The following is a 13,624-nucleotide window of genomic DNA, read 5'->3' on the forward strand; positions in this document are numbered from 1 at the left end:
GTTAATGATCAACTTGATCAACTCAGTACCAACGTACGGGACTTGCGGTATTCGGCTGAACAACAAGCAGGGGCGGGATCAGGACAGCAGGAAGTCCGCCTCCCCCGCCTTGGCACCCTCGATGAAGGCCGTCATCTCGTCCGTCGTGTAGATCAGCGCCGGACCGTCCGGATCGGTGGACTGGCGGACGGCGATCCGGCCGTCGGCGAGCTTCATCGCCTCCAGACAGTTGCCGCCGTTGCCGCCGCTCCACGGCTTGTGCCAGCCTTCGCTGCCCAAGTCCCGCGCGGGCATGCCGTTGTAGACGCGTATGCGCGGCCTGATGCGATCCATTCACAGCTCCTTGCGGAGATCCCGGAGGATCTCGTTCGTGCGATGTGCCGTAGCGGCCTGTGCCGCCATGCGGTCCATGACCTCGAGGTAGGTCGCCACCTCGGAGCGCGCGTCGAGGTAGACGGCGCCGGTCAGGTACTCGCTGTAGACCATGTCCGGCAGTTCGGGCATGGCGAATCGGAACAGCACGAAGGGCCCGTACGTGCCGGGATGCGGCCCCGTGGCGAACGGGACGACCTGCAACGTCACATTGGGCAGCTTCGTGGTCTCGAGCAGTTTGTCGATCTGGGCGCGCATCACGTCCGGGCCGCCGACCTGGCGGCGCAGCGCGGTCTCGTCCATCACGACCCACATCCGCGGCGCGTCCTGACGGGTGAGCAGTTCCTGGCGCTGCATCCGCAGCGCGACATGCCCCTCGATCTCCTCGGGAGCCGCCTGGCCGACGGCGCCCGAGGTCAGGACGCCACGGGCGTAGTCCTCGGTCTGCAGCAGTCCGGGCACGAAGTGGGGTTCGTAGCTACGGATCAGGGCGGCGGCGCCCTCCAGGCTGACGTACATCGAGAACCAGCCGGGAAGGATGTCGTGGTAGCGCTGCCACCAACCGGGTTTGTTGGCCTCCTCGGCCAGTTGGACGAAGTCCTCGGCCTCGTCGTCGGGGACGCCGTAGGCCTTCAGGAGGAGTTGGAGGTACGGGATCTTGAACGCGACCTCGGCCATCTCCATACGCCGGACCGTGGCGGGGGCGACGCGTAGCACACGGGCAGCCTCCTCACGCTTGAGACCCGCACGTTCTCGCAGGTCCAGCAGGCGTCGGCCGAGGACGACCTGGCCGACCGTCGGCGCGGACCGCGGTTCACTCACGCTCCACCTCCAGCAGGGATTTCCACACAGCCCGACGGCGCCATTCGAAGACCCTTTCGAAGACCTGACCTCATACGTGACCTCAACATGCGGTCCGGTTCCCGTGGAAGCCCATGAAAGTCCATGGAAGCCCATGAAAACGGACCGATCGGACACCTTCGGCCAGACCTTCGGCGATCCCAAGTGGCGCCGCTCGACGTGCTGTTGCGAGCAGTGTGCCACGCCGTTCCACTACGTCACACCGCACTCTGCATTTTTCATAGTGACACTTGCCAAGTGTTCCCGACGGGGAGATAGTGGCAAGCGTGATTCCGTCCGCGCCCTTAGGAACAGACGCCGCCATGGGCCCTTCCGGCCTCGGCGCCACTCCGGGAGCCGGTCCCGCCGGGGCCCCTCCCGAGCGCCGGTTCCGCTTCGAACTGGCCGCCCATCCGGGCTCCCCCGCTCAGGCGAGACGCCTGACGCGCGCCCGGCTGACCGGCTGGTCCGTGTGCGAGGACACCTGCGACACGGCGGCACTGGTCGTATCCGAGCTGGTCACCAACGCGATCGTGCACACCGCGAGCGCGACCGTGGTGTGCGAGCTGCACGACAGCGACGACCTGGTGCGGATAGCCGTGCGTGACGAGGGATGCGCACCGGGAGAGCCCCACCCGTCACCGAGCCGACCCGAGGAGGAGCACGGGAGGGGACTGCTTCTCGTCGACGCGGTGTGCCGGGCCTGGGGCGCCCTGGAGCACGGCCCTGGCCTGCTGGTCTGGGCCGAGCTGTCCCGGGGTGCGGAGGCGGCCGACGCCGCGTCCGCGACCGAGGCGGGCATGCCCCGCGGCGACCTGGGCTGGAGCGCCCGCCCGAAGCCGGGTGAGTCCGGCGGCTCGGGCGAGGAGGACGAGGCGGAACCTTCCGCCCGCCACGGCGAGAGCGCCCCCAGGCGCTCAGCGCCCCGTCATGGCGAGAGCGACACCGGGGCAACGCCCGGAGCGACGCGTCCAGACCGCCGTACGCACCACCACGCCGGGAGCGAGCCCCACCACGGCGAGAGCGCCCCCCGGCAGGCGGCCGCCGAGCCCGCCAGGCCGCTCCTCCCCGGTATCCCCCCGGCCCCGAGCCACCCCCAGCACCACCACGCCGTGCACCACCACACGCACCACGGGCACCACGAGCACCACCACCCGCACCACCCACACCCCACCCACCCGGAAAGGCCCCGCCCATGACGGCTGCCCCCGGCGGCAGCCCGGTGCTGAGCCTGAACACGCTGGTCCGTCTCGGACGCGGGCAGCACACCACGGACGCGGAACCGCCCCGGCGGCTGTCCCTGCCCGACGGCATGACGGCCCCCCTGGGCTGTGACGCGGTGGCGGTGCCCGCTCACCTGGGTCCGCTGATCACGCCCCGGCTGCCGCGCGTGGGGTGCGTGTACGCCGACAGGGCGCACTGGTGGCTGCTCGTGCCGTCCGACTCCGACTACGCCATGGACTGGCCCGCCCCCGCCCAGTACGTGACCGACGCCCTGGTCCCGGACGTCACGCATCTCATCCACCGACCGGACGGCACGGTTCCGTACACCCCGCCGATACCCCTCTACCTCAACCTGTGCAGGGTCATCGGCGCCACTCCGACCTGGTCCCACCCGATCACCGCCTGACCAGGAACCGATCAAGGCCGTAAGAGCCGGAATCGCAGACAGGCGCACGCCCGCGCACCCACCCCCACCCGCCCTGCGCCCTGCCCACCCCCCGACCCACCCCGCGATAGTGGCCGTCCACCACGGTCGGCGCGGAGGCGGGGGAGGTCTCGGTGGGAGGAAAGAAGGACGACGGCGGACCGGACCAACCGCACGTCTCCGACTCCGAGCGGCTGCTTTTCGGCGGCCCCCTCCGCTACGACATGGGCTGGAACCAGCACTCGGACGCGTTCCTGGAGCTGAACTTCCGCGCCATGATCGCGAGGCTCCCCGCCCTGCTCACCGCCAGCCTCCGGCTCGCCCGGCAGGCCGACCCACGGGCCACCCGGACCGTGGTCGCCGCCGAGACCGGCCGGGGTGCGGCCCAGGCGGTGAGCCTCCTGGCGGTGAACAGCGTCCTGGGCAGGCTGCTCGCGGGCGGCCCCATCGAGGACCGGCTGCGCGACGCGGCCCCGGCGCTGGCCACGATCGCCGCCGTGGCGCTGCTCTCGGCGCTGCTGCGCGCCGCCTCGACGTATGCCACCGGGCGGCTGGAGCCCAAGGTCGAGCGGGTGGCCACCGAGCAGTACCTGGAGCGGGCGGCGACGGTGGAGCTGTCGGCGATCGAGGACCACGCCTTCCACAAGCTGCTGGACACCGCGCAGTACGGCGCCGCCTCGGCCCGCCGCATGATCTCGTACGCCACCCGCGTGGTGAACGCGATGATCTCGCTGGTCGCGGCGGCGAGCGTACTGACCGTGCTGCACCCGGCGCTGCTGCCGCTGCTGGTGACGATGACCCTCCCGAGCGCGTGGAGCGCGCTGACCATCGCACGGCGCCGGTACGAGTCGTTCCACGCGTGGGTGCAGCACGAGCGGGCGGGGCGGCTGCTCGGCTCGCTGCTGATCGAGCCGGAGGCGGCGCCGGAGGTCCGGGTGCACGGCGTGGGCCCGTTCCTGCTGCGGCACTTCCGGGCGATGTCCGAGACGGCGGAGGCCGAGCAGGCCCGCCTCGCCCGGCTGGCCGCCCGCACCGGTCTCATCGCCGCCCTGTGGACGGGCCTGGCGACCGTGGCGACGTACGCGACGCTGGGCGGACTGCTGCTGACCGGTTCGATGGCGCTGTCCGTCGCCGGTACGGCGGTGATCGCGATCCGCACCGGCTCGGCGAACCTGGACACGCTCGTGGTCGAGGTGAACGCGCTGCACGAGGAGGCGCTGTTCGTCGGCGACCTCCAGCGGCTGCACTCCGAGGCCGCGACCCGGCTGATCCCGGCGGGCGGCACGGCCCTGCCCGCCGCCCCGCGCGAGATCCGCTTCGAGAACGTCACGTTCACCTACCCGGGTGAGCACCCGGAGAACGGGGCCGCGCCCCCGGGGAACGGGGCCGCGCACTCGGAGAACAGGGCCGCGCACTCGGAGAACAGGGCCGCGCACTCGGAGAACGGGACCGCGCCCCCGGAGACCAGGACCGCCGGAAAGCCCCGCCGCCCCGCCCTCGACGACGTCACCCTCACCATCCCCCTCGGCAAGATCGTCGCCCTGGTCGGCGAGAACGGCTCGGGCAAGACCACCCTGGTCAAGCTGCTGGCCGGGCTCTACACCCCGGACCGCGGCCGGATCCTGTGGGACGGCGTCGACGCGGCGGGCGCGGACCGGCACCGGCTGGCCGAGCGGATCGCGATGGTGGCGCAGGACTTCAAGCGCTGGCCGTTCACCGCGCGGGTGAACGTGGCCGTGGGACGGTCCTCGGCGCCGCTCACCGAGGACCGGCTGACCGCCGCCGTACGGGAGGCGGGCGCCAAGGGCGTCGTCGCGGATCTGCCGCGCGGCCTGGACACCCTGCTGGCCCGCAACTTCAGCGGCGGGCACGCGCTGTCGGGCGGGCAGTGGCAGCGGCTGGGGATCGCGCGGGCGGCCTACCGCCAGGGCAGCGTCCTGATCGTGGACGAGCCGACGGCGGCGCTGGACGCCCGAGCCGAGCTGGAGGTCTTCGAGAAGATCAGGTCCCTCGCGGGGACCGGCCAGACGGTCGTCCTCATCACGCACCGGCTGGCGTCCGTACGCCACGCGGATCTGGTGTACGTGCTTGACCGGGGGCGGCTGGTGGAGTCCGGAACCCCCGACGAACTGCTGGCCAAGGGCGGGGTCTACGCGGAGCTGTACTCGCTCCAGGCGCGGCAGTTCACCACGGCCGCCGAGCCGCTGCCCACGTCCGAGGCGAGCTGACCCACGTCAGTCGGTGGCGTCGCCGCCCCGCACGATCACCAGGAACGTGTCCGTGGCGAGGTCCATGACCACCTCGGCGGGCAGCCCTTCCAGACGCCGCGCGTGCGCGAACTCCTCCGCGGGCCAGGATCCTCTCGGCCCGCCCGCGGGAAAGCGTTCGAGCACTGTTCGCCCGTTCACCACCCTGCACCTCCAGAAAGCGTCGCACTCACTGCCGTATGACGCAGGAGTTGTCGTAGGAGTTAACGCCTTCCGGTGCCCGAACGCCTCGCCGGGTGGCGTGACTGAGACGTACTCGACACACGTTCATCGCGAAAACGTGAAGAAGATCACTCTCCGCCACTCCCCCCTCACTCGCCCGTCGCTCCCCCTCACTCCCCGTACTCGTCGTGATAACGGATGCGTTCACTTCCCGCGGGCGCCCCGAACGCCGACGCGCGCCCCTGGGGTTCCTCCCACTCCTCCTGCCGTCCCAGGGCGGTCAGATCGAGGAGGCTGGTGGTGGAACCGAGCCCGTCCAGGCCGCGTTCGTACGTCGAGTAGGTGTGGAACACCCGGTCGAAGTCCCGCAGGAAGCAGCTGAGCCCCGGCCGCTCGACCGGCTCCCCCTCGTGCTCCAGGGTCACCCCGAAGTCACGGTTGAAGTCACTCCCGTACGACGAGTACCAGGGCACCGTCCAGCCCATCCGCGCCTTGAAGGGCAGGATCTTCGTGTACGGCGCCCTGGACACCGCCGCGAACGTCGTGCCCCGCGCGTGCAGATGGGCGAGATGGCCGATCTGGTCCAGGAACGCCGAGCAGCTGCGGCAGCCCGCGGCCCAGTCGGGCGCGAACATGAAGTGGTGGACGACGAGTTGCCGCCGCCCTTCGAAGAGGTCCAGGAGGGTGCCCTTGCCGTCGCCGCCCTCGAAGACGTACTCCTCCTCGACCTCCACCATCGGCAGACGGCGCCGTTCGGCGTTGAGCGCGTCCCGCGCGCGTGTGGCCGCCTTCTCCCTGACCAGCAGTTCCTCACGCGCCCTGCGCCACTGAGCGCGCGAGACGATCTCCGGCAACGACATGTGCCCTCCCGTGCAACGGTCCCGTTGCGGTTGGTGACCGGAGGGCGGGGCGGAACTCATCGCTGCCGCGCGAAGATTCTTCACCGCACTCGCGTACCGCTACGTGTCGTACCTCTGAATCCGCCGCGCATGGCTCCGGTCGAGCAGCGCGGGCAGCCGCTCCCCCAGTTCCCGGACGATCGACGGTACGTCCAGGGTGCGCAGTTCGCGGTCGTGCATCAGGATCCGACCGTCGACGATCGTGGTGCGTACGTCAAAGGCGCGGGCGCTGTGCACCAGGGTCGCGGCGAGGTCGTGCACGGGCTGGGTGTGCGGGCCGCTGAGGTCGACGAGGACGAGGTCGGCCCGCGACCCCGGCGCGATCCGGCCGACGGTGTCGCCGAGCCCGACCGCGCGGGCGCTCTGCACGGTGGCGTGGTGCAGCGCCTGCCGCGCGGTGAGCCACCGTGGGTCGCCCTCGACCGACTTCTGCACCAGGGAGGTGAGCGCCATCGACTCCCACACGTCCAGGGAGTTGTTGGAGGCGGCCCCGTCGGTGGCGAGCCCGACCGGCACCCCGATCGCGTTCAGCGCGCGCACAGGTGTCGTACCCGGCCAGCCGAACTTCAGATAGCCGCGCGGCGCGGTCGCCACCGCCACCCGCCCGCTCGCCCGCTCAAGGACCGGCAGGTCACGGTCGACGTCGATCCCGGTGCCATGGGCGATGAGCACCTCGGTGTCGAGCAGTCCGGTCCGTGCCAGCACCTCGATGGGCGTACGGCCGTGGCGGGCGAGGCTGGCTTCGGTCTGGTCGCGGTTCTCGGCGGCGTGCAGATGCACGGGCAGCCCGTGCTCATGGGCGAGGGCGGCGGTCGCGGCGAGGTCGGCGTCGTCCACGGTGTAGGGGGCGTGCGGGGCGAGCGCGGTGGTGATCCGGCCGTCGGCCGCCCCCCGCTGCCGTAGCGCGAACTCCAGCGACCGCTCGCGCCCTTCGCGCCCCTGCGAGGAGAAGAACGCCTCGCCCAGATGGGCACGCATCCCGCACTCCGCGACGACGGCGGCGACCGCGTCCATGGCGAAGTAGTGGTCCGCGAAACAGGTCACGCCACCTCGGATCATCTCGGCGCAGGCCAGCCGCGCGCCCAACGCGACGTCCGTGGGCGTCAGATTGGACTCGATCGGCCAGACGACGTCGTTGAACCACTCCTCGGTCGGCAGGTCCTCCGCGACCCCGCGCAGCGCGACCATGGGCGCGTGGGTGTGGCAGTTGACGAACCCGGGCATGGCGACCTGCCCGCGCGCGTCGATCCGCTCGACGGCGGCCAGCTCCCCGGCGTCAGCGGCATCGACGACGGCCTCCACCACCCCACCCCGCACGACGATCGCGGAGTCCTCCCGGAACCCGATGAGTTCCCGTTCGTCGGGGACCAGGACGGCGCAGCCACTGATGAGGAGATCGGCGCGAGAAGACGTCATGCGCTCAACGTACGACGGTGAGGTCCCGGCGGGCCGACGGTCGCGGGCATTCCCGGCTGCCCGGCCAGCTCGGTCAGCAGCTCGTCCAGGCGTTCGAGGTGCCGGGGCGTGAGCCGCCCGGTGTCGTCGAGGTGCACGGCGCAGGCGGTGGTCGTGTCGACGAGCCGCTCCAGCAGCACCGCGACCCGGTCGGTGCCCTCGGTGTGCCGGGCGAGCGCGGGCAGTTCGGCGGCGGCCAGCGCGATCGCGGTACGGGCCTCGGCGAGGGCGCGGTAGGCCTCGCGGCGCAGTATCCAGCGGCGGGCCCGGTCGTCGGGCTGGTCCATGACGTGCGCGAGATAGGCGTACGCGGCGCCGCCCGCCGCCGCGAGCCGGGCGTGCACGGTCCCGCCCCGCCGCCCCGGCACCGGCAGATGCCCCACGATCAGCACGATCGCGCAGGCCAGCAGCGTCTCCCCGATCCGGCTGACGGAGGCCTGCGGCTCCCCGCCGACCATGACGAGCGCCAGGACCAGCACGGTGACGACGGCGGTCTGGGCGGCGAAGTGCCGGGTGGCGACCGGTATCAGCGCACCGCTGAGGGCGACCAGCGCGAGCAGCCCGGCCGGGTCCGGCAGCACCGCCGCGCAGACGGCGAACAGCAGCGCGCCGAGCACGGTCCCCGCGGCCCGGCTCAGCACGCGCGAGACCAGCGGGCCGAGGTCGGGCTTGACCAGGAACACAGCGGTGGCGGGCAGCCAGTACCAGTGGGTGTGGTGCAGCGCCTGCGCGACAGCACCGCTGGCCCCGAAGGACAGGGCGACCCGGAACCCGTACTCGCGCCCTCCGTCCCCGAACACGATCCGCGCCAGCTCCCGGCCGCTCCGCCGCCGGGTGTGCAGGTCGCCCCCGTCCGGCTGGTCGAACGCCTCCGCGGCGTGCAACAGCGCGTCGTCGAGCGCGCGCAGCGCGGGCACCGACCGGCAGGGCGCGGGCAGCGGCCCGGTGTGCCCGCCCCCGCGCACGGCGGCGGCCAGGCGCCGGGGCCCCTCACCGGCCCGCGCGGACACGGCGTCCCCCGCCCAGGCCAGCGCGGTCGCGGCCTCGGCGAGCGGCAGCGCGGCGGCGTACTGCGCGTGCAGCCGCCGCTCGGCCGCGGAGCTGGCGTACCGCCGCAGCCGGGGCCCGGCGAGGACGTCCTGCGCCTGATCGAGCGCGGCGGTCAACGCGGCCCGCCGCCCCAGAGCCCGCTCGGTCCCTACGGCGTCCAGCAGCGCGGCGATGGCGTCGTACACGGCGGCCACGGCGTCCCGCTCCCCGTCGAACCGGTAGTCACCGGCTCCCGCCCCGAACGAACCGGGCGAGGGCAGCACCACCCGCAGGGCGAGCAGCCACCCGGCCCCGGCGAGGAAGGCGAGCGCCCGCACCCACCCGGTCTCGGGCAACGGCATCCCCGCCCCGACGGCCGAGGCGACCAGCAACTGCGTCCCGGCCCCCGAGGCGACGGGCCCCACGGCACTCACCCCACCGGCGACCAGCCCGAGCACGGTGAACACCGCCACCAGCGCGACGGCCCCGAGGTGCTCCCCGGCCACGGTCCCGGCGAACATCCCGACCGCTCCGGCGACGGCGGGCACCCCGATCCGCCGCACGGAGACCCGCCGCCCACCGGGCCGGTCGTTGATCCCGGCCAGCATCGCGGCGATCGCCGCCACGACCCCGACCGAGGGCCTCCCCGCCACCACGGCCACCAGCGCCAACGGCCCGGCCGCCAGCGCGCCCCGGATCACGGCGCTCCAGGGCACGGGGCCGCGCTGGGTGCGCAGGGCGTGGGACAGCCACAGGGGGAGCGGGGGCGGTACGGACTTCACACGGCGCGGCAAGAAGGCTCCTGTCGGTCGAGGGCGGATGCGCCTTCGGACGACGGTGGCCGGGCTGTGGGCTGTGTGATCCAGGGTAAGCGGGATTCCTGGAGAGGATGGAACGGGCGTGTTGCCGGGATGTGACGGGCCCCGTGGGCGGGTCACCCCAGCCCGGCGGCGGACGCGAGGGCCTTGCCCCACTGACCGGCGGGGCCGGGCGAGGTGAGGGGGGTGAAGAATCCGGCCACGAGCAGCGCGAGGGAGCCGACGAGCATGGCTCCGATGGCCAGGTCCGCGGGCATCTGCTCCGACGCCCTGGTCACCACCCCCTCGGCCAAGTTGCCCACCAGACCCACGGTGAGCAGGTACACCACCGCTCCCAGGACGACCACCGCGACGGTGAACGCGACTCCCGCGCCCAGGCTCACGTCCGACGCGTAGGCGGCCCGGTTCGCCGTGACGACGAGCATCGGCACCACGGGCGGGACGGCGCACAGCGACCACAGCACGCCGAGCAGCAGCCGCCGGGGTGGCTCGGCCGGGATCTTCCGCCGCCGCGGGGCGGTCGACGGGCGCGCCTTGGGGACCACGACCACATCGGCGGGCCGCTGTTGCTGCCGTATCCGCTCCCCCGCGATCACCTTCGGGGTCATCCCCTCCCCTAGCAGCCTCAGATCGTCCCTTACGGCGCCCAGTTCCGCCTCGGCCCGCTCCAGGAAGTAGGCGAACTGCTCGCCTTCCTCGTCCGGGCGGGCGGGACGGGGCGCCTGTGCGGCCCGGTCGGCGGCGGCTGCCGCGGCACGCCGCTCCTCGGCACGCCGCCGCTGGGCGAGTTCCTCCCGCGCCTGGGTGAGCAGTTCCTCGGCCTTCTCCCGCTCACGCACCGCTTCCCGCATCATCCGCTGGGCCTTCATCACGCGCAGCTCCGCCGCGTGCAGTTGCTCCTGCGTCTCGGCCAGCGCCTCCGCGCGCCCTTCCGCCCTCGCCCGCCGGGCCTGCGCCTCCAGTTCGGCGCAGCGAGCCTGCCACTCGGCCTCCGTCAGGCTCAGGGCCTGGATCAGCAGGTTGACGCGCTGCTGGGTGCGCTCCAGGGCTTCACCGCGTATCCCGGGTTCGACCGGTGCGACGCCCGCGGAGGCGGATCCATGGAGGTGCACGTGCGAGATGTACTGGCTGCCCCTGGCCTGGTACACGTGGGCGCTGTCCGAGGCCCTGCCCCACAGGTCGGCCCGTTGCCCGTGGTCCCGCCCGGGGCGTTCCACATCACTCATCGCGCGGTGAGGTGCTGGCGGCTCATGATGAGTTCCCCCGAGATGTCGTACCACCGGAACCCGCGACGCCTTCGGCTACCGTCGCACGCTCCACAGTAGCCCAACGCCCGTACCCCACAAGGACGTTGTTCCCTCAGACCTCGTACACCCGAGCGAGCAGCGCCTCGGCCTGCCGGACCGCGCCGACCAGCGCGTCAGGGTCCGCCGTCAGCCGCCCCACCAACTCGTCCACGTCCCCCAGCCCGGCCCGCGCGATCAGCCCCTTCTCATTGGTGACCCACTCCCCGCGCGCCGCCAGCACCGCGTGCGCCGTCTGCGTCGCGGCGAGCGCGACGGCCCCGGCGACCTGGGTCACGGCGCCCCTGGGGGCATGGCCCGCCTTGGCGTAGGCGAGGGTCGCGGTCGCCGTGCCGTACCAGCGTTCGGGCGCGGTCCTGCGCAGGGCGTCCGGATACCCCTCCGGGCGGGGCAGCTCACCGCGCAGCACCTGGTTGATCGCCAACTCGGCGACCAGCAGGTACGTCGGAATCCCCGCCAGGTGGAACATCAGCGGCTCCACCCCGAACCGCCCCTCCTCCGCGTCCGCCCTCACCCGCTCCACCACATCGAGATCCCGGTAATGAACGTCCACGCGGCGCCCTTCGATGCTCAACCAGGCCCCACCGTTGAACACCCCACCGCCCCACGCGCCAACCTCCGACACCTCACCGTCCCAGCCGACGGCACGCAGGTCGTCGGGGTCGAAGGCCCCTCGGTAGTACACCGCCATGTCCCAGTCACTGTCCGGCCCATGGGTCCCCTGCGCACGCGAGCCACCGAGGGTGACACCCCGCACTCCGGGAAGCGCGGCGAGACGGTCGGTGACGGCACGGAGGAACTCGGCTTCTTCGCTCCGCGGGTCCATGGGCTGCATGGACCGCATGGGCTGCACGGACTGCACGGGCTGCACAGGCTGCATGGGCTGCATGGCCTCATGAAATACGGATGCGTGGGCCGCCGCCATCTTGTTTGATCGGCGGGTTGTCCCTCCATGAAGGAGAAGGAGTTGCCCCATGATCCACCGGGTCACCGTCCCCACCCTCTTCCCTCCCCCCACCTACTCCCACGCCTCCGTCGTGGAGGCCGGTACCAAGCTGGCCTTCCTCGCCGGGTCGGTGCCGCTGGACGCGGACGGGAAGCTCGTCGGCCCTGGGGACGCCGTACGGCAGGCGGAGCAGGTGGTCGCCAATCTGGAGGAGCAACTGCGCGCGGTGGGCAGCGACCTGTCGCATGTCGTGTCCACCGAGGTGTACGTCGTCAGTACGGAACCCGCCGTGCTCTCCGCCGTCTGGGACGTCGTCGAGGCGTCGGGGCTGAGCGTCGGGCCGCACTCCTCGACCCTGCTCGGCGTGGCCTGCCTCGGGTACACCGGGCAACTGGTCGAGATCACGGCCACGGCCGTCGTGCCCGAGGGGGAAGGGTCCTGACCTCCCGCCCCGTGGTCGGCCTGCGCCGGGCCACCGCCCGCGATGCCGCCGCCGCGGCCGACGTATGGCTGCGTTCCTTCGCCGCCGCGCTGCCCACGGTCGTACGGCCGCGTACCGACGACGAGGTGCGCGCCTACTTCCGGGAGGTGGTGGTGCCGCTGCGTGAGACCTGGGTGGCGCAGGCCGGGGTGGGGGTCGTGGGGGTGATGGTGCTCGACGGGGGCTTTCTCTCGCAGCTCTACCTCGACCCGGACTGGCGCGGGCTCGGCATCGGTGACCGGTTCGTCGCCCTGGCCAAGGAACGCCGTCCGGAGGGTCTCGCCCTGTGGACCTTCGAAGTCAACAAGCCCGCCCACCGCTTCTACGAGCGGCACGGGTTCGTCGCCGTGGAGCGCACCGACGGCCGCGGCAACGAGGAGCGGGAGCCGGACGTGCGGTACGTGTGGCGGCCCTGAGGGGCTGACCCGGCGCTCAGGCTCGGGCGTACTTGTCCGTCGCCGCCACCAGCGCGTCCCCCATTCCCGGCGCTCCCGCGTCGTGTCCCACCTCGTCCACCATCACCAGCTCACTGCCGGGCCAGGCGTGGTGGAGCCGCCAGACGATGCCGAGGAGGTTGCCGAAGTCCAGGCCGCCCTGGACCAGGGTGCCGGGGATGTCCTTCAGCAGATGGGCGTCGCGCAGCACCACGCCGTCGTCGTTGTCCTCGCCCAGGAAGTGGTCGTTGCCCCAGTAGTGCGTGACCGTGCGGGCGAAGCGCATACGGAACTCCGGGTCCTCGTAACGCGGCACCGAACGCGGCGGCAGGGCAGCCGCCGCCGTCTCCCAGTCCGTCCAGGCCCGCGCCGCCCGCTCCCGCACGCCGGGGTCGGGCGATTCCAGCAGCCGGTTGTAGGCGGCGGCGAGATTCCCCTCCCGCTCGCCCTCCGGAAGCCCGGCGAGGAACTTCTCGAAGGCCTCCGGATAGAGCTTCCCCAGTCCCCTGGTCAACAGCGCGACCTCGGCGTTCGAGCCGGTCGCCACGCCGGTCAGCACCAGCTCCGACACCGACCCGGGGTGCGTCTGCGCATACCGCAGCCCGAGCACCGACCCCCACGACACTCCCCACACCAGCCACCGCCCGATCCCCAGGTGCCGCCGCAGCAGCTCCAGGTCGGCGATCAGATGCGCCGTGGTGTTGACGCTCATGTCCGTCTCGTACGCACTCGCCGACGGTGTGGAACGCCCGCACCCACGCTGATCCAACAGCACGATCCGGTACGCCGCGGGGTCGAAGAGTCTCGGGAAGTACGCGTTGGCGTGGGAACCCGGCCCGCCGTGCAGCACCACCGCGGGCTTCCCGCGCGGGTTCCCGCAGGTCTCCCAGTACACACGGTTGCCGTCGCCGACATCCAGCATGCCGTGCTCGTACGGTTCGATCTGTGGGTAGAGGGGCATCCCGTGAC

Annotated in this window: 13 protein-coding genes and 1 pseudogene; 5 read left to right on the forward strand and 9 right to left on the reverse strand. The window is 72.4% G+C overall.

Annotation, left to right across the window (positions count from 1 at the left end):
- Nucleotides 1-78 precede the first annotated feature (78 nt).
- Together ACFVQG_RS15960 and ACFVQG_RS15965 are read right to left on the reverse strand one after the other, a co-directional pair.
- Nucleotides 79-333, reverse strand: coding sequence for a DUF397 domain-containing protein (locus ACFVQG_RS15960; RefSeq protein WP_194047442.1), 255 nt, complete (start codon nt 331-333; stop codon nt 79-81).
- Nucleotides 334-1,194: a helix-turn-helix domain-containing protein gene (locus tag ACFVQG_RS15965; protein ID WP_383382311.1), complete on the reverse strand. Its 861-nt coding sequence runs from the start codon at nt 1,192-1,194 to the stop codon at nt 334-336.
- A gap of 269 nt (nt 1,195-1,463) precedes the next feature.
- Between ACFVQG_RS15965 and ACFVQG_RS15970 the strand changes: the two are divergent.
- The 3 genes and pseudogenes from ACFVQG_RS15970 to ACFVQG_RS15980 form a co-directional block, all read left to right on the forward strand.
- A pseudogene (locus ACFVQG_RS15970) lies at nt 1,464-2,126 on the forward strand (ATP-binding protein); the annotation flags it as partial.
- A 281-nt stretch (nt 2,127-2,407) separates the two neighbouring features.
- Nucleotides 2,408-2,842, forward strand: coding sequence for a hypothetical protein (locus ACFVQG_RS15975; protein WP_383382314.1), 435 nt, complete (start codon nt 2,408-2,410; stop codon nt 2,840-2,842).
- A 242-nt stretch (nt 2,843-3,084) separates the two neighbouring features.
- The gene (locus ACFVQG_RS15980; protein ID WP_383383794.1) at nt 3,085-5,088 is read left to right on the forward strand and encodes an ABC transporter ATP-binding protein; all 2,004 of its coding nucleotides are present in this window, start codon (nt 3,085-3,087) and stop codon (nt 5,086-5,088) included.
- 6 nt (nt 5,089-5,094) lie between these two features.
- On the opposite strand, the gene ACFVQG_RS15985 is transcribed toward ACFVQG_RS15980, so the two are convergent.
- The 6 genes from ACFVQG_RS15985 to ACFVQG_RS16010 all read right to left on the reverse strand — a co-directional run bounded on the left by ACFVQG_RS15985 (nt 5,095) and on the right by ACFVQG_RS16010 (nt 11,620).
- Nucleotides 5,095-5,268: a hypothetical protein gene (locus ACFVQG_RS15985; RefSeq protein WP_381606300.1), complete on the reverse strand. Its 174-nt coding sequence runs from the start codon at nt 5,266-5,268 to the stop codon at nt 5,095-5,097.
- 191 nt (nt 5,269-5,459) lie between these two features.
- Complete coding sequence (locus ACFVQG_RS15990; protein WP_383382317.1) at nt 5,460-6,149, reverse strand: DUF899 domain-containing protein; 690 nt, start codon at nt 6,147-6,149, stop codon at nt 5,460-5,462.
- A 99-nt stretch (nt 6,150-6,248) separates the two neighbouring features.
- Entirely contained in the window at nt 6,249-7,604 is a 1,356-nt protein-coding gene (locus tag ACFVQG_RS15995) for an amidohydrolase (RefSeq protein WP_383382320.1), read from the reverse strand.
- Nucleotides 7,601-9,466: an FUSC family protein gene (locus ACFVQG_RS16000; protein ID WP_383382323.1), complete on the reverse strand. Its 1,866-nt coding sequence runs from the start codon at nt 9,464-9,466 to the stop codon at nt 7,601-7,603. Before ACFVQG_RS16000 ends, ACFVQG_RS15995 begins: the two co-directional genes overlap by 4 nt.
- 140 nt (nt 9,467-9,606) lie before the next feature.
- Nucleotides 9,607-10,716 carry a hypothetical protein gene (locus tag ACFVQG_RS16005; protein WP_383382326.1) on the reverse strand — a complete coding sequence of 370 codons (1,110 nt, stop codon included), beginning with the start codon at nt 10,714-10,716 and terminating at the stop codon, nt 9,607-9,609.
- Nucleotides 10,717-10,849: 133 nt separating this feature from the next.
- Nucleotides 10,850-11,620 carry a nucleotidyltransferase family protein gene (locus ACFVQG_RS16010; protein WP_383383797.1) on the reverse strand — a complete coding sequence of 257 codons (771 nt, stop codon included), beginning with the start codon at nt 11,618-11,620 and terminating at the stop codon, nt 10,850-10,852.
- Nucleotides 11,621-11,768: 148 nt separating this feature from the next.
- Between ACFVQG_RS16010 and ACFVQG_RS16015 the strand changes: the two genes are divergently transcribed.
- Nucleotides 11,769-12,182 (forward strand): RidA family protein, encoded by a 414-nt coding sequence (locus ACFVQG_RS16015; protein ID WP_383382329.1) that lies wholly within the window; start codon nt 11,769-11,771, stop codon nt 12,180-12,182.
- Between the two features lie 11 nt (nt 12,183-12,193).
- Nucleotides 12,194-12,637, forward strand: a complete 444-nt coding sequence (locus ACFVQG_RS16020) for a GNAT family N-acetyltransferase (protein ID WP_383382332.1) — start codon at nt 12,194-12,196, stop codon at nt 12,635-12,637.
- Nucleotides 12,638-12,653: 16 nt separating this feature from the next.
- Here ACFVQG_RS16020 and pip read toward each other — a convergent pair whose 3' ends face one another.
- On the reverse strand, nt 12,654-13,616 hold the full coding sequence (pip, locus tag ACFVQG_RS16025) for a prolyl aminopeptidase (protein ID WP_383382335.1): 963 nt from the start codon (nt 13,614-13,616) through the stop codon (nt 12,654-12,656).
- Nucleotides 13,617-13,624: the final 8 nt, after the last annotated feature.

Origin of the sequence: Streptomyces sp. NPDC057877, from assembly GCF_042796855.1 — a bacterium.
Taxonomy (GTDB): domain Bacteria; phylum Actinomycetota; class Actinomycetes; order Streptomycetales; family Streptomycetaceae; genus Streptomyces.

What these genes read in the sequence shown, in the direction of transcription:
- ACFVQG_RS15995 (WP_383382320.1), bottom strand. Translation starts at nt 7,604, where the DNA reads ATGACGTCTTCTCGCGCCGATCTCCTCATCAGTGGCTGCGCCGTCCTG.
- ACFVQG_RS15990 (WP_383382317.1), bottom strand. Translation starts at nt 6,149, where the DNA reads ATGTCGTTGCCGGAGATCGTCTCGCGCGCTCAGTGGCGCAGGGCGCGT.
- ACFVQG_RS16015 (WP_383382329.1), top strand. Translation starts at nt 11,769, where the DNA reads ATGATCCACCGGGTCACCGTCCCCACCCTCTTCCCTCCCCCCACCTAC.
- ACFVQG_RS15960 (WP_194047442.1), bottom strand. Translation starts at nt 333, where the DNA reads ATGGATCGCATCAGGCCGCGCATACGCGTCTACAACGGCATGCCCGCG.
- ACFVQG_RS15975 (WP_383382314.1), top strand. Translation starts at nt 2,408, where the DNA reads ATGACGGCTGCCCCCGGCGGCAGCCCGGTGCTGAGCCTGAACACGCTG.
- pip (WP_383382335.1), bottom strand. Translation starts at nt 13,616, where the DNA reads ATGCCCCTCTACCCACAGATCGAACCGTACGAGCACGGCATGCTGGAT.
- ACFVQG_RS16010 (WP_383383797.1), bottom strand. Translation starts at nt 11,620, where the DNA reads ATGGACCCGCGGAGCGAAGAAGCCGAGTTCCTCCGTGCCGTCACCGAC.
- ACFVQG_RS15980 (WP_383383794.1), top strand. Translation starts at nt 3,085, where the DNA reads ATGGGCTGGAACCAGCACTCGGACGCGTTCCTGGAGCTGAACTTCCGC.
- ACFVQG_RS16005 (WP_383382326.1), bottom strand. Translation starts at nt 10,716, where the DNA reads ATGAGTGATGTGGAACGCCCCGGGCGGGACCACGGGCAACGGGCCGAC.